Origin of the sequence: Aeromonas rivipollensis (genome assembly GCF_037811135.1) — a bacterium.
Classification (GTDB): domain Bacteria; phylum Pseudomonadota; class Gammaproteobacteria; order Enterobacterales; family Aeromonadaceae; genus Aeromonas; species Aeromonas rivipollensis.
In genome coordinates, this window is record NZ_CP149130.1 from 3,157,267 (window position 1) to 3,173,386 (window position 16,120).

General features: G+C 63.1%; 19 protein-coding genes and 1 other RNA gene. 11 read left to right on the forward strand and 9 right to left on the reverse strand.

Features of this window, described 5'->3' with window-relative positions; genetic code table 11:
• Window positions 1-89: 89 nt before the first annotated feature.
• Window positions 90-1,193, forward strand: a complete 1,104-nt coding sequence (locus tag WIR04_RS14175; RefSeq protein WP_338887759.1) for a beta-N-acetylglucosaminidase domain-containing protein — start codon at window positions 90-92, stop codon at window positions 1,191-1,193.
• A gap of 73 nt (window positions 1,194-1,266) precedes the next feature.
• Here WIR04_RS14175 and WIR04_RS14180 read toward each other — a convergent pair whose 3' ends face one another.
• Window positions 1,267-1,899, reverse strand: a complete 633-nt coding sequence (locus WIR04_RS14180; protein WP_338887760.1) for a LysE family translocator — start codon at window positions 1,897-1,899, stop codon at window positions 1,267-1,269.
• A 163-nt stretch (window positions 1,900-2,062) separates the two neighbouring features.
• On the opposite strand from WIR04_RS14180, the gene WIR04_RS14185 reads away from it, so the two are divergent.
• The 3 genes from WIR04_RS14185 (at window position 2,063) to WIR04_RS14195 (ending at window position 4,702) form a co-directional block, all read left to right on the forward strand.
• Window positions 2,063-3,685, forward strand: coding sequence for a methyl-accepting chemotaxis protein (locus WIR04_RS14185; protein WP_338887761.1), 1,623 nt, complete (start codon window positions 2,063-2,065; stop codon window positions 3,683-3,685).
• Window positions 3,686-3,843: 158 nt separating this feature from the next.
• Window positions 3,844-4,374, forward strand: coding sequence for a DUF1523 family protein (locus tag WIR04_RS14190; RefSeq protein ID WP_205641336.1), 531 nt, complete (start codon window positions 3,844-3,846; stop codon window positions 4,372-4,374).
• A 31-nt stretch (window positions 4,375-4,405) separates the two neighbouring features.
• Window positions 4,406-4,702 carry a winged helix-turn-helix domain-containing protein gene (locus WIR04_RS14195; protein ID WP_025326297.1) on the forward strand — a complete coding sequence of 99 codons (297 nt, stop codon included), beginning with the start codon at window positions 4,406-4,408 and terminating at the stop codon, window positions 4,700-4,702.
• Between the two features lie 73 nt (window positions 4,703-4,775).
• On the opposite strand, the gene WIR04_RS14200 is transcribed toward WIR04_RS14195, so the two are convergent.
• Together WIR04_RS14200 and rihA are read right to left on the reverse strand one after the other, a co-directional pair.
• The gene (locus tag WIR04_RS14200; protein ID WP_025326296.1) at window positions 4,776-5,246 is read right to left on the reverse strand and encodes a hypothetical protein; all 471 of its coding nucleotides are present in this window, start codon (window positions 5,244-5,246) and stop codon (window positions 4,776-4,778) included.
• A 29-nt stretch (window positions 5,247-5,275) separates the two neighbouring features.
• Complete coding sequence (rihA, locus tag WIR04_RS14205; RefSeq protein WP_338887762.1) at window positions 5,276-6,211, reverse strand: pyrimidine-specific ribonucleoside hydrolase RihA; 936 nt, start codon at window positions 6,209-6,211, stop codon at window positions 5,276-5,278.
• 208 nt (window positions 6,212-6,419) lie between these two features.
• Between rihA and WIR04_RS14210 the strand changes: the two genes are divergently transcribed.
• Window positions 6,420-7,115 (forward strand): RluA family pseudouridine synthase, encoded by a 696-nt coding sequence (locus WIR04_RS14210; RefSeq protein WP_338887763.1) that lies wholly within the window; start codon window positions 6,420-6,422, stop codon window positions 7,113-7,115.
• 154 nt (window positions 7,116-7,269) lie between these two features.
• Here the strand turns inward: WIR04_RS14210 and udp are convergent, their stop codons facing one another.
• Complete coding sequence (gene udp / locus WIR04_RS14215) at window positions 7,270-8,025, reverse strand: uridine phosphorylase (protein WP_025326293.1); 756 nt, start codon at window positions 8,023-8,025, stop codon at window positions 7,270-7,272.
• A 392-nt stretch (window positions 8,026-8,417) separates the two neighbouring features.
• On the opposite strand from udp, the gene yiaY reads away from it, so the two are divergent.
• From yiaY to WIR04_RS14230, 3 genes are all read left to right on the forward strand, one after another.
• Window positions 8,418-9,569 (forward strand): L-threonine dehydrogenase, encoded by a 1,152-nt coding sequence (gene yiaY / locus WIR04_RS14220; protein WP_338887764.1) that lies wholly within the window; start codon window positions 8,418-8,420, stop codon window positions 9,567-9,569.
• Window positions 9,570-9,702: 133 nt separating this feature from the next.
• The gene (locus tag WIR04_RS14225; protein ID WP_005325779.1) at window positions 9,703-10,041 is read left to right on the forward strand and encodes an outer membrane protein assembly factor BamE; all 339 of its coding nucleotides are present in this window, start codon (window positions 9,703-9,705) and stop codon (window positions 10,039-10,041) included.
• Window positions 10,042-10,168: 127 nt separating this feature from the next.
• Window positions 10,169-10,804 (forward strand): NAD(P)H-binding protein, encoded by a 636-nt coding sequence (locus tag WIR04_RS14230; protein WP_338887765.1) that lies wholly within the window; start codon window positions 10,169-10,171, stop codon window positions 10,802-10,804.
• 88 nt (window positions 10,805-10,892) lie between these two features.
• Here WIR04_RS14230 and WIR04_RS14235 read toward each other — a convergent pair whose 3' ends face one another.
• Complete coding sequence (locus WIR04_RS14235; protein WP_042650423.1) at window positions 10,893-11,252, reverse strand: RnfH family protein; 360 nt, start codon at window positions 11,250-11,252, stop codon at window positions 10,893-10,895.
• Window positions 11,245-11,679, reverse strand: a complete 435-nt coding sequence (locus tag WIR04_RS14240) for an SRPBCC family protein (RefSeq protein WP_338887768.1) — start codon at window positions 11,677-11,679, stop codon at window positions 11,245-11,247. Before WIR04_RS14240 ends, WIR04_RS14235 begins: the two co-directional genes overlap by 8 nt.
• A 249-nt stretch (window positions 11,680-11,928) precedes the next feature.
• On the opposite strand from WIR04_RS14240, the gene smpB reads away from it, so the two are divergent.
• Complete coding sequence (gene smpB / locus WIR04_RS14245) at window positions 11,929-12,417, forward strand: SsrA-binding protein SmpB (protein WP_025326288.1); 489 nt, start codon at window positions 11,929-11,931, stop codon at window positions 12,415-12,417.
• A 122-nt stretch (window positions 12,418-12,539) separates the two neighbouring features.
• Window positions 12,540-12,899: a transfer-messenger RNA gene (gene ssrA / locus WIR04_RS14250) on the forward strand.
• 154 nt (window positions 12,900-13,053) lie between these two features.
• Here ssrA and WIR04_RS14255 read toward each other — a convergent pair.
• A complete protein-coding gene (locus tag WIR04_RS14255) occupies window positions 13,054-13,485 on the reverse strand; it encodes a GNAT family N-acetyltransferase (RefSeq protein WP_025326287.1) in 432 nt (143 codons plus the stop codon).
• A 182-nt stretch (window positions 13,486-13,667) separates the two neighbouring features.
• Between WIR04_RS14255 and WIR04_RS14260 the strand changes: the two genes are divergently transcribed.
• Window positions 13,668-14,168, forward strand: coding sequence for an SRPBCC family protein (locus WIR04_RS14260; RefSeq protein ID WP_025326286.1), 501 nt, complete (start codon window positions 13,668-13,670; stop codon window positions 14,166-14,168).
• A gap of 60 nt (window positions 14,169-14,228) precedes the next feature.
• Here WIR04_RS14260 and WIR04_RS14265 read toward each other — a convergent pair whose 3' ends face one another.
• Both WIR04_RS14265 and WIR04_RS14270 read right to left on the reverse strand, forming a co-directional pair.
• Window positions 14,229-14,735 (reverse strand): N-acetyltransferase, encoded by a 507-nt coding sequence (locus WIR04_RS14265; protein ID WP_338887773.1) that lies wholly within the window; start codon window positions 14,733-14,735, stop codon window positions 14,229-14,231.
• 161 nt (window positions 14,736-14,896) lie between these two features.
• The gene (locus WIR04_RS14270) at window positions 14,897-16,111 is read right to left on the reverse strand and encodes a GNAT family N-acetyltransferase (protein ID WP_338887775.1); all 1,215 of its coding nucleotides are present in this window, start codon (window positions 16,109-16,111) and stop codon (window positions 14,897-14,899) included.
• Window positions 16,112-16,120: the final 9 nt, after the last annotated feature.

Genomic DNA, 16,120 nt, shown 5'->3' on the forward strand with positions numbered 1-16,120 from the left:
GACGCAAGCCGGCCCCTGTTCAATACACATACTCGGCGCCCGTTCCCGCCAGGACGGTGAACCGGCGCCCGGCGAGAAGGGAGTGACCCATGCCTTATCAAACCCTGTTATCTGGTCTCTATCCTCCCTCCCCCCGACTGGGGCTGATCGAGGGCTTCTTCGGCAAGGGCTGGAGCTGGGAGGCCCGTGCCCGCTATGCCCAGTGGCTGCCCCGCCATGGCTATGGCTTCTACCTCTATGCCCCCAAGGAAGACGGCTATCTGCGCAAGCACTGGGCCGAGCCCTGGCCGAGGGAGCAGCTCGACCACCTGCGCCAGCTGGCCCAGCAGTGCCGGGACAACGGCCTCGCCTTCGGTGTGGGCCTGAGCCCCATGGGCGCCCATCACGACTACGCGCACAAGCGCCCGGCCCTGCTCGAGAAGGTGCGCCTCATCGAGGAGGCGCTCAAGCCCGACATCCTGGCGGTGCTGTTTGACGACATGAAGGGGGACACCCCGGATCTCGCCCACTGGCAGCTCACCATAGCCCACGACATCGCGGCCCACACCGGCGCCAGCCGTCTCATCTTCTGCCCCAGCTACTACTCGACAGATCCGGTGCTGGAGAAGGTGTTCGGCGCCATGCCCCCCCACTATCTGACGGATCTGGGCCAGGGGCTGGACAAGGGTTTTGACATCTTCTGGACAGGCCCCAAGGTCTGCTCCACCGACTACCCGGCCGCGCACCTCAAGCAGGCCGCCGACTGGCTGCACCGCAAGCCCTTCCTGTGGGACAACTACCCGGTCAACGACGGCAGCAAGGCGAGCAGCTTCCTGCACCTGCGCGCCTTCGAGAACCGCCCCGCCGAGCTGGCGGAGCTGACCGCCGGCCACGCGGTCAATCCCATGAAGCAGGCGGCGCTCTCCGTGCTGCCGCTCGCCACCCTGCCCATGAGTTACCGGCTCGGCCACCAGTACGATCCGGATCAGGCGCTGCACACCTCCCTCAACGCCACCTGCGGGCCGCAGATCTCCGCCATGATAGAGGCCGACCTGCCGCTGTTTCAGGACATAGGGCTGGCCCAGCTCACCCCCGAGCAGCTCATCCACCTCAAGCACCGCTACCTGCCGTTTCAGGATCAGGCCTGCGTCGCCGAGATCCTGCGTTGGCTGGACGGCGAATACGTGTTCGATCCGGACTGCCTGACCGACTGACCCCGACCGTCAGCCGCCCACGAAAAAGGCCACCTCCCCGGCAGGGAGGTGGCCTTTTTTCATTCCGATCCCCTCAGCCGAAGGCCAGCCAGATGCCGACGAACAGCATGAGCGAGCCGGCAATGCGGTTCATCAGGGTGACGTTGCCGCTCCTGGCGAGGAAGTGGCGCAGGGTGCGGCCACCGCTCGCATAGAGCAGCAGGCAGGAGAACTCGATGACCAGGATGAGCACCACCAGGGCACTGATCTGGGGAGCCATCGGCTTGGCCGCATTGATGAAGGGCGGCAGCAGGGAGACCATGAAGGCCCACCCCTTGGGATTGGCGATGGCGGTGACGAAGCCCTGCAGCGCCAGGCCGAGCGGCCTGGTCTCCTGGCCGGCCGAGAGATCCGCCGGAATCGCCATCTTGCCCTTGGCCTGCCACATCTGGATGCCGAGCCAGACAAGATAGGCACCGCCCACGTACTTGAAGGCCGAGAACAGGGCCGGATAGTTGAGCATGACGGCCGCCACCCCGACCACGGAGAGCACAGAGACCAGGCCGACCCCGATGAGCTCCCCCCACATCATGTGCAGGGTGCGGCGCACCCCCAGGCTCATGCCCAGAGTCATCGCCAATGTCATGCACATGCCGGGGGTCACGGAGACAAAGAAAAACGTGGGAATAAAGAGCGCCAAGATGGCGGGATCAATCCAGTCGGACACACTACACCTCCAGATAACAAGCAGTCGATCTTGCCTATCACACTCTTTTAACACAAGAAAAACCTTTGCGTTCAGCAAGAATTCAACATTAAAAACCCTGTGACAAGAGTTGTCGCGCCTGTGTAAGATGCCGCCTCACTCCTCTTTTGGGTTAGGATCTTTCATGTCTTTGAATAATCTGTCCATTCGTCTGCAAGTTCTCATTCCACTACTGCTCGCCAGCCTGCTGATGCTGCTCATGGCCGTGATCAGCAAGCAGGAGATAGACGGTGCCATCAAGGACATGAACGACACCACAACCAGCGTCACCCGCCACAAGGATGATATCGCCGCCCTGATCCACGCCACCTACCGGCTGCGCACCAACGCCATCTACGGCCTCTACGATCAGGCCCGCTTCGCCGAGCTGCCCGGCACGCTCAATGCCGCCGAGCAGGAGATAAGCGGCCTCTTGTCCCGGCTGGTGATCCCCGGGGCCGAGCAGGACAACAACCAGGTGGCGGCGGCCCTGCAGGCCTATCTCGGCCATACCCGCAGCAACATGCTGCCACTGCTGGCCCAGCAGTACAGAGACGGGACCAAGCCCGCCGGCTATGAGCAGTCCAGGCTGCGTTTTCGCGAGCTGGGGGAGCAGTTGATCAAGCAGATTGATACCCTCTCTGCCCACATCAATCAGCTGATCCAGCAGGAGATAGCCCTGGAGCAGGCCCACTACCAGGCCACCCTGCTGCAGACCCTGCTGCTGATGGCCGCCACTCTGGTCGCGGCGCTCTGCGGTGGCTGGTGGCTCTCCGGTCGCATCGTCCAACCCATAGGCCAGTTGCAGGAGGTGATGCACGCCGTCGCCCTCGGTCGCTTCAACGTGCGCGCCAAGGCCGAAGGCAACAACGAGCTGGGCCAGCTGGCCAAGGACATCAACCAGACCCTGAGCCAGCTTGGCAGCACTATCCATGCCCTGACCGGCATCAGCGGCAACGTGGCCTCCGCCGCCACCGAGCTGGCCGCCGTCATGACCCAGTCCGAGGCCAATGCCCAGCAGCAGCGCAGCGAGACCGAGCAGGTGGCCTCCGCCGTCACCGAGCTGGCCAGCACAGCGGACAACGTCAACCACAATGCCGCCCTGGCCGATGAGCTGGCGCGAGAGGCCAACAGCCGGGTCGAACAGGGGCTGGCCCTGTTTGCCGAGAGCATCGAAGCCAACGGCCGCATGGCGGGCAGCCTGGAGAACGCCGCCACCGTAGTGGCTCGGCTCAAGTCCCAGTCCGAGCAGATCGGCAAGGTGATAGAGGTGATCCAGAGCATCTCGGAGCAGACCAACCTGCTGGCGCTCAACGCCGCCATCGAGGCCGCCCGCGCCGGCGAAACCGGCCGTGGCTTTGCGGTGGTGGCCGACGAGGTACGCCTGCTGGCGGCGCGGACCCAGGACTCCACCAAGGAGATCCAGGCCATCATAGAGCAGTTGCAGAGCCAGTCCCTGTCGGCCAACAGCGGCGTACAGGAGACCCTGGAGATCCTCGGCCACAACCAGCGTCTCTCCGCCGAGGTGCAAGACCTGCTGGGGGGCATCACGGAGGCGGTCAACCAGATCAATGGCGCCAATGCCCAGGTGGCCACCGCCGCCGAGGAGCAGTCCTGCGTCACCGCCGACATCAGCCGCAACATCACCAACATCCACGAGATAGTGAACCAGAACGTGGCCGGCATCACCCAGAGCGCCGCCGCCAGTCACGAACTGTCACAGCTCGCCGAGCAGCAGCGCAGGCAGCTCGCCCAGTTCCAGCTGTAATACTCCCCTCTCGTTGACAGACCCCGGGCCCGGCCCCGGGGTCTGCCCCCTCCCGTTTAAAACGGCTTTTTGCCCACAAGGCGCCATTGGGGGCTGGGCTGCATCCACAAATATGGGTATGGTAGAGGCACGTCATTCCCCCTCACCCAGAGAACACCATGAGCCTCAAGTTCAAGAAACCCGCTTTTATCACGCTGGGCCTCGTCGCCCTGCTCTCCGCGCTCTGGCTCGATTTCTATCTGCCGGAACACACCATCGCCACCATCACAGGGGTCGAGGTGAAGCGCACCGACAAGGATGGCCCCATCAGCCAGAAGAATCCGGCAGACGGCCCCACCACCGACGTCTATTACATCTACACCGAGCGCCCCGGCGAGAAGATCCGGGTGTTTCGCAACGAAGATACCGGCTGGGGCTGGCCCTTCTACTTCAAGTTCAATGCCGCCGACGTCCAGGCCAAGGCCAAGTCCATGGAGTTCGAGAAGCGCCTGGCCATCATCACCTCCTATGGCTGGCGGATTAACATGTTCACCATGTTCCCCAACGTCACCAAGATCGAGAGCACGGATCCTGACGCCTCGACCTGGAGCTTCTTCCGCTGGTTCTGGTTCGGCATCTGGGCCCTGGTGATGGGCAAGGCCGCCATCGCCACCTGGCGCTACTTCGACCGCCTCGAGGACGAGATATGAGGGGTACACCGGCATCAGGCGGAGACGGGCAATGACAGAGCCGAGCAAGACCCGCACCAGCTTCTACCGGCGGCTCTACGTGGCCCATCTGATCAGCCAGGGCACGGATACGGTGCCCGCCATCATGGCCGCCACCGGCATGCCGCGCCGCACCGCCCAGGACACCCTGAGCGCCCTGGCCGAACTCGATATCAGCTGTGCCTTCGAGCAGACCGAGGGAGCCCGCCACCTGCAGGGCCACTACCGCATCAGCGACTGGGGCCCCATCAATCCTGCCTGGATCGAGGCCCAGCTCCCCGCCATCAAAGAGACCCTGGGATATCCCTGAGGGCGAGCTGACAATAGACAAAAAGAGAGGGGAGCCCGTGGCTCCCCTCTCTTTTTGTCATCGGGATATGGCCCTACTCCGGGAAGGGCTCCTCCGGCAGCGGCTCCGCCGATTCCCCCCGGGTGCAGTCGATGATGGAGCGCTTGGGGTTGCCCGGGTCACGCAGCAGCAGGGGGGCCTCCCCCCTGTCGTGCTTCTGCTCGTCAGCAAACTCGCTGCCGTAGGCGTTGTGGGTCAGCCTGCGCGCATTGGCGATGGGGGTATCCACAAACAGGGCGTGCACCTCGAAGGTCGAGGCCGGGATCAGAAATCCCGTGATGGGCAGGCCATGAAGCTCCTGGTGGGTCTTGTACCAGGCGAAGCCGTCAGAGGTCCTGTCGGGGGTGAAGGTCTTGAGCAGCGGGTGGGACGGCTCACCGCTCTCGCTGTCCAGGTAGAGATCGTCCAGATCGCAGGTCGCCAGCCCCTGCCACATCCTCTCGAAGGGGGTGGCACAGGCCGTCAATTGCATACATGTCAGCAGTGCCAACGTCCCTTTCCACATGCCCAACCCCTTATTCGATGTCCGAGATCTTAGTCAAACGCCCTTAGACGCCCCACCAACAGATCGATGAAGCCGACCCTGTCCAGCCCCAGCAGCACCCGCGCATTGGCCGGTCTGCCGGTGAGCCCGTAGCGATCCACTACCGTCATGCCGGTAGTATGGGTGCCTCCGGTTTCGATATCGACCCGGCACTCTACCCCATGAAACAGCGTCGGTGCCAGCAACCAGGCGATGGTACAGGGGTCATGGAGCGGCGCGCCAGCAAATCCCCACTTGGGATCCCTGTGGTAGATCATGAAGAAATCAAGCAGGTCCGCCACGCACTGGGCCACCGGATTGGGGATGGCACGCACCCGCGCTATATCCTCGTCCATCACCTGGGCCTCGTGGGTCACATCCAGCCCGCACATGGTGATGGGGATACCGGCGTTGAACACCATATCGGCTGCTTCCGGGTCCACATAAATATTGAATTCCGCCGTTGGGGTCCAGTTGCCCGCCCCCGCCGCGCCGCCCATCAAGACGATGCGGCCAATCTTGGATTTCAACTCGGGGTGGGCAGCCAGCAGCAGGGCGATATTGGTCAGCGGCCCGGTCGGCACCAGGGTGACCGGCTCCGGGTTCTCGCGCAGGCACTTGGCCATCAATTCGAGGCCCGTCATGGCCTGGGGCGCAAAGGCGGGATCCGGCAGTGTGGGGCCGTCCAGACCCGATTCGCCGTGGACGTTGTCCGCTATGATGAGCTCCCGGGCCAGGGGGTTGGGCGCCCCCGCCGCCACCGGAATGTCGTGGCGACCGAGCAGAGTGAGGATGCGCAGGGCGTTGTTGAGAGTCTTGTCCGGGGTCTGGTTGCCCGCGCTGGTGGTCACCGCCAGCACCTTGAGCTCTGGGCTCGCCAGCGCCAGGATGAGGGCGATGGCATCATCGTGACCGGGATCGCAATCGAGAATAACGGGCAACGCCATGGAGAGGTTCCTTACGACATGACAGGGAGCCATACCTTAACAAGCAAGCTTCGGATGAACTCGGGAAGGGGTCACAAAACGGGGCCTTCCTGCATTATCAATCAGTTGCCACCAGCCCCGCCGGGCAGGCACTGGCCAGCTCGTCCCGATTCGCCCCGCGCCGCCGGTTCGGGTATGATCGCCCCCCGTTTCCAGCCCGCAGCCGCCCATGTCCGCCATCGTCGATACCTTTATCGCCCCCCCCTGCAATGCCCAAATAGAGATCCTGTTCGAGGATAAACACCTGCTGCTCATCAACAAGCCGAGCGGCCTGCTGAGCCTCTCGGGCAAGAACCCGCAGAACCTCGACTCTGTCCACCATCGGCTGGTGCAGGATTACCCCGGCTGCACCCTGGTGCACCGCCTCGACTTTGGCACCTCGGGTCTCATGGTGGTGGCCAGAGACAAGGGCATCAACGGGATGCTGTGCCAGCAGTTCAGCCAGCGGGCGGTGAGCAAGGCCTATGACGCCCTGCTGTGCGGCCATCTGGCGGACGATGAGGGGGTGATCGACGCCCCCATCGCCAAGGATCCGGCGATCTTCCCGCTGATGAAGATCTGCGCCAGCGGCAAGCCCGCCCGCTCCCGCTATCGGGTGGTGGAGCGACTGGTGCACGAGGGTGCCGGGGGCGAGCCCTTGCCATTGACCCGGGTCAGCCTGGTGCCTGAGACGGGCCGCACCCATCAGCTGCGCATCCACAGCCAGCTGCTGGGTCACCCCATACTAGGTTGCGATCTCTACGGCGGTCTGCTGTTGCCGGGCTGTGAGCAGGCGCCAAGGCTGATGCTGCATGCCAGCGCATTGGATTTCGTGCATCCGGTGAGCGGCGAGCCGATGCAGATCCGCTGTGCAGCGCCTTTTTAGGGGCAATCAGTAGAGGCCGTCAGTAGATGGCAATAGACGCGAGTGTGGCGGGAATAGTGAAAGAGGTGACGGGAGAAGAAAAGGGGCAAACGGCGGATAAAGATAGGGGCCGCGCTTTCGCAACGGCCCCCACCCCCCACTCGTGGTGGTGCTATCAGATCAGCTTGCGGGCAGCGCCCAGCACGATCTTGATGGCATCAGATTCGGTTCTCGCCATGGTTTCGGCGTTCGGGATTTCCTGCTGGGTACGGTTCACGATGACACCGGCCACCATGCCGGCGCGCAGGCCCTGGCTGGAGCACATGGTCAGCAGGGTGGCGGACTCCATCTCGTAGTTCAGCACGCCCATGGCTTGCCACTCTTTCATGGAACCCTGGAAACGGCTCACTACGCGGCCGGATACGGTGTCATAGCGCTCCTGACCCGGGTAGAAGGTGTCGGAAGAGGCAGTTACACCCACGTGCAGGGTGGAACCCAGTTCCTTGGCGGTGTTGACCAGCGCAGTGGTGCAGTCGAAGTCGGCCACGGCCGGGAACTCCATGGGTGCGAAGTGCAGGCTGGCACCGTCAAGGCGCACCGAGCCGGTAGTCACAATCACGTCGCCCACGTTCAGGTGCGGCTGGATGGCGCCTGTGGTGCCGATGCGCAGGAAGGTACGGATACCCAGCTGGGCCAGCTCTTCCACTGCGATGGAGGTGGACGGGCCGCCGATGCCGGTGGAGCAGATGATCACGGCCTTGCCGTCCATCTCGCCGCGCCAGGTAGTGAACTCACGATGGCTGGCCAGGTGCACAGGGTTGTCCAACAGCTCTGCGATACGCTTCACGCGCTCGGGGTCACCGGGAACGATCGCCAGGGTGGCGCCTTGCAGATCCGCTTTCTTCAAACCCAAGTGAAATACATCAGACATAGTGGACTCCTGGTTGCATCCCGCCGCCTCGCAGCCGAGCGCAGTTAAGGTGATTCTTTATGGTATTTTCGAGCCTGTTTCCCTCCATTGGGGAAGGCGCCAACTATGGTCGAAAGCGCTTTCCAATTCCTTGACGCGCTTCACACTTCCGCGCATCCGCGGCCCTAAAAAACCGGCAAAACGTTTGCTAACCTGATGAATTTCTTGAAAAACGTTTTTATACCGAACAAGAGGCAAGAGCCCTTGTCAATCCCCGCCAGGCCCCGGTTTTTCGGTACGTGATCGAGTCCATAAAGTTGCCAATCAGATACCATTGACCCCTTTTCATCCCCTCTGACGCTGTTATGTTGAGGCCCGTATACCACTTAATGGCTAATCATACGGAGTCCACCATGGCGACATTCAAGTTCTACATTCCCGCGGTCAACCTGATGGGGGCGGGCTGCCTGCAAGAGGCGGCGGCCGACATCCAGGGTCATGGCTTTCGCAAGGCGCTGATCGTCACCGACAAAATTCTGGGCCAGATAGGCGTGGTCGCCAGGCTCACCGCCCTGCTGGCAGAACATGGCATTGAAAGCGTGGTTTTCGACGAAACCAAACCTAACCCCACCATGACCAACGTCGAATCCGGTCTGGCCATGATCAAGGCCCATGGCTGCGACTGCGTCATCTCCCTCGGGGGCGGCTCCCCCCATGACTGTGCCAAGGGCATCGCCCTGGTGGCCACCAACGGCGGCAGCATCCAGGACTACGAAGGGGTGGACTGCTCCGCCAGGCCGCAGCTGCCGCTCATCGCCATCAATACCACGGCCGGTACCGCCTCCGAGATGACCCGCTTCTGCATCATCACCGACGAGGCCCGTCAGGTGAAGATGGCCATCATCGACAAGCACGTCACCCCGCTGATGTCGGTCAACGATCCCGAGCTGATGCTGGCCAAACCCGCCGGCCTCACCGCCGCCACCGGCATGGACGCCCTGACCCACGCCATCGAGGCCTATGTCTCCACCGCCGCCACCCCGGTGACCGATGCCAGCGCCGTGATGGCCATTCAGCTCATCGCCAAACACCTGCGCACCGCCGTCAACCAGGGGGACGACCTGCACGCCCGCGAGCAGATGGCCTATGCCCAGTTCCTGGCCGGCATGGCCTTCAACAACGCCAGCCTGGGTTATGTGCACGCCATGGCCCACCAGCTGGGCGGCTTCTACGACCTGCCCCACGGGGTCTGCAACGCCGTGCTGCTGCCCCACGTGCAGACCTACAACGCCCGGGTGAGCGCCGCTCGACTGAAGGAGGTGGCCCGTCACATGGGGGTGGACGTGAGCGCCATGAGCGACGTACAGGGTGCCGAGGCGGCGATTGCCGCCATCAGGCAGCTGGCGCTGGACGTGAAGATCCCGGCCGGGCTGGAGCAACTGGGCGTCAAAACCGATGACTTCGACCTGCTGGCCAGCAACGCCCTGAAAGATGCCTGCGGCTTCACCAACCCCAAGCAGGCAAGCCACGAAGAGATTGTCGCCATCTTCCGCGCCGCCATGTGAGGGCGCTGTAGTGTGTCAGGGCCGCCACGCGGCCCTTTTTATTGGCAGGAGGATCAATGGCTTTTTACTTCCGCACGGGGAGTGGGTATGATTTGCCGAGCTAAAAAGACTGTATGGATGATCTGAACCCGATATGCGGATGAAACACCTGATTGCCGCGGCCCTGACCGCCCTCACCCTGTCCGGTTGCAGCCTGGTCTATCGCATCGATATTCCTCAGGGCAACTATGTGGAACAAAAGCAGGTCGACAAGCTGCGCCAGGGCATGACCCGCGAGCAGGTCGAGTTCGTGCTGGGTTCTCCCATGCTGCGCGACGGCTTTGACCCCAACACCTGGTACTATCTCTATGAGTTCCAGCCAGGTCGTGGTGACAAGGAGCGCAAGGAGCTGACCCTGAACTTCGTGGGTGACAGACTCGCCACCGCCACCGGTGACTTCCCCCTCCCCGCCGCCTTCACGACCCCGCTCTGATAGCATCACAAAACCGGCCAAGGCCGGTTTTCTCTTGTCTGGCCTCCAATCGGGTTTCGCAGGAGCGCGCTCCCTGAACCATGATCAAGGAGGTCAAGGCCCCTCGTCACCCCCTCTAGGAGATCACATGAGCCAGATCCTGATCGCCGGGGCAACCGGTTTGGTCGGCCAGGCCCTCATCAGCCAGCTCGGCCCCGAGCACCAGCTGACCCTGCTCTGCCGTCAGCCGGGCGAGGCCGCCCCCAACCGGCACTGGCTGCCGGTGAACTTCGAACGCCTCGACGAAGTGGCGCTGCCCGGCCCCGTCGAGATGGCCTTCTGCTGCCTCGGCACCACCCGCAAGGATGCCGGCTCCGATGAGGCCTTTCGCCGGGTCGATCACGACTATGTGCTGGCCTTTGCCGCTCTCGCCCGCCGCCACGGCTGCCGCCGTCTGCTGGTCGTCTCCAGCCTGGGAGCCAACCCCGGCTCCCCCGCCCTCTATCCCCGCACCAAGGGCGAGATGGAGCAGGCCTTGCTGGCGCAGGAGTGGCAGCGGCTCGTCATACTGCGCCCCGCCATGCTGCTCGGCCATCGCCAACCCCCGCGCAGATCCGAGCAGATAGTTCAGGCCATCTATCCCTGGATAAAACCCCTGCTGCAGGGGCCCCTCATGCGCTGGCGGGCCATAGAGGCGAGCCAGGTGGCGCACGCCATGACGGTGCTTGCCAACCAGGCTCAGGGGGTCGAGATAGTGCAAAACGAGCGATTGCTCACCCTGTAAGGCCCGGGCCTGTGCAGCCCCTGTGGTAAAACATCCCATAGAAAAGAGGCGCCATGGCGCCTCTTTTCATTGCTCGGTCTTCCCCGCATCAGGTCGATTCGCCGTCGTCCCGCTTGCGGTGCACATCGGGGCGCCCGCCGGTGACCACGTCGGCCCGTCCCTCTTCCTTGGCCTTCTCCGCCCGCTTCTTGCGCATCTCCTTGGGATCGGCGATGAGGGGACGGTAGATCTCGATGCGATCCCCGTCCTGCACCGGCTCGCTTCCCTTGACCGGACGGCTGTAGATGCCGAACTTGTTGACCGAGAGATCGATCTCCGGGTGTTTCTGCACTATGCCGGACAGCTCGATGGCAGCCAGCACGCTGGTGCCCGGGGCCACCCGGATGCACAGCACGGTTTGCCGCTCGGGCAGGGCATAGGCCACTTCGATATTGAGCAGATCAGACACCGTAGACCACCTTGGCGCGGTTGGAGAAGGCGAGCACCATGGAACTCACCAGGTCGCGGAAGATCTGGCCAAAGGCCAGCTCGATCAGCTTGGAGGTAAATTCAAAATCGAGATCGAACTCCACCTTGCAGGCATCCACGTCCAGCGGCGTGAAGGTCCACCAGCCCGCCAGCGTCTTGAAGGGACCTTCCACCAGCTCCATCTTGATGGCGCGGTTGGCATCGAGCTGGTTGCGGGTGGTAAAGGTCTTGGCGATGCCTGCCTTGGCCACATCCACCGAGGCCGTCATGTAGTCCTCGCCGGTCTCGTGGACGCGGCTGCCGACACAGCCGGGCAGAAACTCGGGGTAAGCGTGAACATCGTTGACCAGCCGGAACATTTGTTCGGCACTGAACATCACCAGGGCACTGCGAGTAATACGGGGCATGGGCTTTCCTCATCCAATCGGGCCGATTTTATCACCTTGTCAGCCAAAATCACCGCCGAAACTGCTCAGCGGGCCGCTACTCGTGCAATTGCCCCCTTTGTAGCCCCTGATGACCGGGTTGAGATCACCTTGCCAGCCAAAAACATCACCGAACTGCTCACAAAGCCGCCACTCGAGTGGTTGCGCGTTTTACAGCCGCCGCCACCCACGTATAATGCGCCTTCCTAAACATTGCCGAAGGCCCCCGTCATGAGCAAAAAGAACAGTAAAAACAAAGCCGGGTCCAGCACCATTGCACTCAACAGAACCGCCCGTCACGAGTACTTCATCGAAGAGCGCGTGGAAGCCGGTCTGTCCCTGCAAGGGTGGGAAGTCAAATCCCTGCGGGCGGGCAAGGCCAACATCAGCGAAGCCTATGTCATCTTCCTGCAGGGCGAAGCCTTCCTGTTCGGCTCCAGCTTCCTGCCGCTGAACGCCGCCTCCAGCCACGTGGTGTGTGACCCGACCCGCACCCGCAAACTGCTGCTGAGCCGCCGTGAACTCGACAAGCTCGAGAGCCTGACCGCCCGCCAGGGCTACACCATAGTGCCGCTGGCGCTCTACTGGAAAGAGTGCTGGGTCAAGGTCGAGATCGGCCTGGTGAAGGGCAAGAAAGAACACGACAAGCGGGAAGACACCAAGGCTCGGGAATGGGACCGGGAGAAGGCCCGCATCATGAAGAACAAGAACCGCGGTTGATTGTGCGCCGCCAGCTCCCGTGCGGCGACCAATAAACCAGCAATCGACCGGCCCGTGCCGGTCGATTGCCATCAACGCCTTGCCATGGCAGGATTTTTGCGTACAATCGCTTTTGACAACTTGGGGCTGATTCTGGATTCGACAAGATTCACGAAACCCAAGGTGCATGCCGAGGTGCGGTAGGCCTCGTTAACAAACCGCAAAAAAATAGTCGCAAACGACGAAAACTACGCACTCGCAGCTTAATAACCTGCGCTGAGCCCTTCTCCCCTAGCTTGCCTGTGTCCTAGGGAATTGGAAGGTCATCCTTCACAGGATCGTGTGGAAGTCCTGCTCGGGGCGGAAGCATTAAAACCAATCGAGCTAGTCAATGCGTGGCGTGTCTCTCCGCAGCGTGCTGGCGAATGTAAAGAGTGACTAAGCATGTAGTACCGAGGATGTAGTAATTTTGGACGGGGGTTCAAATCCCCCCAGCTCCACCAAACGTTTGGAAAAGGCCACTTCGCAGGAAGTGGCCTTTTTTGTGGATTGCGTTCATGCCTGAGCCGGCTCTGGCGGTCTGTCGAGACCTGTGACGGGCTGGACGGCTCTGATGCCGCCCTCTGCCGGAGCAGAGGGCGCGCCTCGCGAGGGAGACTAGTCGCCGGAGGTCAGGACCAGCCTGCGCCAGGGGCCCGTTATCTCGCAGTGGCCGGTCTCGTCCGTATTTTGCCAGCCCAGGCGGTGATAGAACGCCAGCGCCGTGGTGTTGCGGGTGGCCACCTTGAGGGATGCCGGCGGCTTGTGTCCGGCAAGCCCGGCGGCCAGCAAGGCCCGCCCCATTCCCTGCCCATGCCAGTCGGCCACCACATAGAGGTGATGCACGAAACTGTCTTGACCCCAGATGGAGACAAATCCGCAAGGGGTGCCGCCCTTCTCCGCCACCCAGATCTGTTCACCCCGGGTCTGCTCGGCAAAGTCGCTCAACCGAAACAGGGAGGGCTCTACCCAATGGAAGGCCTGTCGCCTCCCCTTGAGGAATAGCTGCGCCAGCATGGGTTCATCTGCATCTCTCATCATTCTGATCATGAAGACATCCTTGATTTGCCTGCTTACTGCCTCCCACTCTCGATGGATACCGCCGCCGTGTCAAATCGGCAAGATGGACCCTCTTGAATACATGATGCTGTGACGCAGGGCTGCCTATTTTATCGCCTTAGGGGCTATACTGCCTGGGTCCCGTCCATGACTGGTTTGAGGTTCACTGATTTATGGATAACAAGCAAATAGAAGGCAGCATTCTGGTACCCGCCCACATCGACGATGTCTGGCGGGCCTGGACCACGGAGAGCGGTCTGCGCAGCTTCCTGGCGCCGGAATGTCTGATGGTGCCGGAACCCAACGGTCCTTTCGAAATCTATTTCAGGCCAGAAGCCCCGCTGGGAGAGCGCGGCAGTGAAGGGTGCCGGGTGATGGCGGTCATGCCCCATGACTTGCTCAGCTTCAGCTGGAATTTCCCGCCCCAGTTTCCCCATATCCGCCAGCAGAAGACCCAGGTCAGCCTGCGTTTCGTGCCCGAAGGTCAGGGCACCCGGCTCCATTTCCTGCAAACCGGCTGGGCCAATGACCCGGATTGGGACCAGGGCTATGCCTACTTCAGGGAGGAGTGGCTGGAGCTCAGTCTGCCAAGGTTGCAGTATCGCTTCACCCACGGCCCCATCGACTGGAACAACCCGCCGGGCAAACAGCAGTTGAAGTCCCTGGCCCAGTGAGGGAGAAATTGAAATAAAGAAGGACCCTTAGCGGGTCCTTCTTCTATGGTGTTCAGGCGATTATTCCACCTGCTCTTCGTCGAACAGGGGGTGGTAGAGCACCTCGCCCTGCAGACCGGCCAGCCCCCCGGGCTGCAGCTCCATCGCCATGAAGCAGTCGGCGGGCACCTCGTAGATGCAGTGCAGGCCGAAGTCGCTGGCGGGCCTGAAGCCGAAGCGGCCATAGAAAGCCGGATCGCCGAGCACCACCACCGCCTTCCAGTCCATCTCGAGGGCCGTGTCCAGCCCTTCCCGCACCAGATCCGAACCTATGCCCTGCCCCTGCCAGTCCGGATGGACGGCCACCGGCGCCAGCCCGAGCCAGGGACCTTCCTGGCCGTCAATGGTGATCGGGCTCAGCATCAGGTGCCCCATGAACTCGTACTCTTCCTCCTCGACCATGGTGACCACGGCGGCCCCACACTCGCGCAGGCGATTGACCAGTTCGGCCTCGTCGGGACGACCAAAGGCGGCGCTCACCAGCTCGTAGACTGGCAGCATGTCGCCGGGACGCTCGGTTCTCAACATACAGCGTTACTCCTCGTACAGCAGGGCGGCCATTATTTCACAGAAGTGGCCCCTGGCTTGAGCGCCTTTATCCGAAAATGGGAGGGCTGACTCAGGAAAACGAATGACAACCCGTGCACAAAGCATCGCAATACCCCCTCTTCCCGCCGACGTTGCCAGCATCAAACACCTGGCTCACCCCGCAATCGCAGCAGGTACCCGAGGCCAAGCTCGCCCCTGTCCTTGAGCAGGACACCGCCATCATGGGCCTGCACCCCGGGGGACTCAGGCGCCAGCCAGGCGAGCGGATGGCACCTGACCGTCAGCCCAGCGGGGAGACGCCGCTCACCGCCCGCCCCGGCCCCTTCCATGAAGAGCGCCACCTCCTGCCCCCCGACTTCGTCCTCATGGAGGATGGCCACCGCCACCCGCTCGTCCTCGAGCCAGGGGGCCAGCGCCTCCTTGCGGTCGTCCGGCAGGTCCGGCGGGCGATCCAGTCGCCAATGATCCAGTTCAGCGGGTTGGCGCGCCGACCCGGGCCGCCGACCGCAATGGTGCATGCCGAGCTTGGCCATCACCCGGCCGGAAGCCAGGTTGCCCGGCATGTGGCGGGCGGTCAGGGCGGGCAGACGCAGTTGCTCGAAGGCAAAGGCCCTGACCAGCCGTGCTGCCCGGGTGGCCAGCCCGCGGTTTTGCCAAGGGACACCCACCCACCAGGCCAGCTCGCCGTGCCAGTGCAGGGAGATGACCCCGAGCAGGGGGGCCGGCTCATCACCCATGGGCAATGTCAGGGCCCAGGTCCGCCCCAGCCCGAGGGCGGCCTTGCGCCCGCTCATGGCGAGCCAGTCGCGGGCCGCCTCTGCTGGATAGGGGTGAGGAATATTGAGGGTGTAGCGGGCGAGCGCCTCATCCGAGCAGTAGCGCAGGACGGCTGGCTCGTCGGCGGCTTGCAGTGGCCGCAGCACCAGAGCCGGAGAGGCAGCGCCCCCGGGTTCACGCAGCAGGGGGGTGGTCAGGCGCCGGGCCAGCAGGCGTTGCAGCGCGGCGGCCAGATCCCCATCGGCGCCGAGGAGCATGTCCGCCCCACCGGGCCCCAGGGTGAGCAGGCCGCTCTCCTTGGCCAGGGTCAGGAGGACGCTGGAGGCAGAAATCAGGATCTGGCAGCTCGGGTCCGCCGTCATGAGGGGTGACTCACCCTCCCCCAACCAGGCGGCGAGCAAGCCGCTGGCCAAGAGGATGCCATCGGGCGGGCAGCGGGCCCAGGGCGCAGGGGTCACTGCCCCTTGCTCGCCGCGCCTGCCTTGCAGCAACTGCCAGCGGTTGCCCTGCCCCTGCCACGCCTGCAGCGCCCCCTGCCAGCGGGGCTGCCAGAGCGCCTCTTCTATCAACAGTTCCATCCTTCCCCC

Coding starts and splice junctions, on each gene's coding strand:
- WIR04_RS14175 (WP_338887759.1), top strand. CDS start 90: ATGCCTTATCAAACCCTGTTATCTGGTCTCTATCCTCCCTCCCCCCGA.
- WIR04_RS14185 (WP_338887761.1), top strand. CDS start 2,063: ATGTCTTTGAATAATCTGTCCATTCGTCTGCAAGTTCTCATTCCACTA.
- WIR04_RS14190 (WP_205641336.1), top strand. CDS start 3,844: ATGAGCCTCAAGTTCAAGAAACCCGCTTTTATCACGCTGGGCCTCGTC.
- WIR04_RS14195 (WP_025326297.1), top strand. CDS start 4,406: ATGACAGAGCCGAGCAAGACCCGCACCAGCTTCTACCGGCGGCTCTAC.
- WIR04_RS14200 (WP_025326296.1), bottom strand. CDS start 5,246: ATGTGGAAAGGGACGTTGGCACTGCTGACATGTATGCAATTGACGGCC.
- rihA (WP_338887762.1), bottom strand. CDS start 6,211: ATGGCGTTGCCCGTTATTCTCGATTGCGATCCCGGTCACGATGATGCC.
- WIR04_RS14210 (WP_338887763.1), top strand. CDS start 6,420: ATGTCCGCCATCGTCGATACCTTTATCGCCCCCCCCTGCAATGCCCAA.
- udp (WP_025326293.1), bottom strand. CDS start 8,025: ATGTCTGATGTATTTCACTTGGGTTTGAAGAAAGCGGATCTGCAAGGC.
- yiaY (WP_338887764.1), top strand. CDS start 8,418: ATGGCGACATTCAAGTTCTACATTCCCGCGGTCAACCTGATGGGGGCG.
- WIR04_RS14225 (WP_005325779.1), top strand. CDS start 9,703: ATGCGGATGAAACACCTGATTGCCGCGGCCCTGACCGCCCTCACCCTG.
- WIR04_RS14230 (WP_338887765.1), top strand. CDS start 10,169: ATGAGCCAGATCCTGATCGCCGGGGCAACCGGTTTGGTCGGCCAGGCC.
- WIR04_RS14240 (WP_338887768.1), bottom strand. CDS start 11,679: ATGCCCCGTATTACTCGCAGTGCCCTGGTGATGTTCAGTGCCGAACAA.
- smpB (WP_025326288.1), top strand. CDS start 11,929: ATGAGCAAAAAGAACAGTAAAAACAAAGCCGGGTCCAGCACCATTGCA.
- WIR04_RS14255 (WP_025326287.1), bottom strand. CDS start 13,485: ATGATCAGAATGATGAGAGATGCAGATGAACCCATGCTGGCGCAGCTA.
- WIR04_RS14260 (WP_025326286.1), top strand. CDS start 13,668: ATGGATAACAAGCAAATAGAAGGCAGCATTCTGGTACCCGCCCACATC.
- WIR04_RS14265 (WP_338887773.1), bottom strand. CDS start 14,735: ATGTTGAGAACCGAGCGTCCCGGCGACATGCTGCCAGTCTACGAGCTG.
- WIR04_RS14270 (WP_338887775.1), bottom strand. CDS start 16,111: ATGGAACTGTTGATAGAAGAGGCGCTCTGGCAGCCCCGCTGGCAGGGG.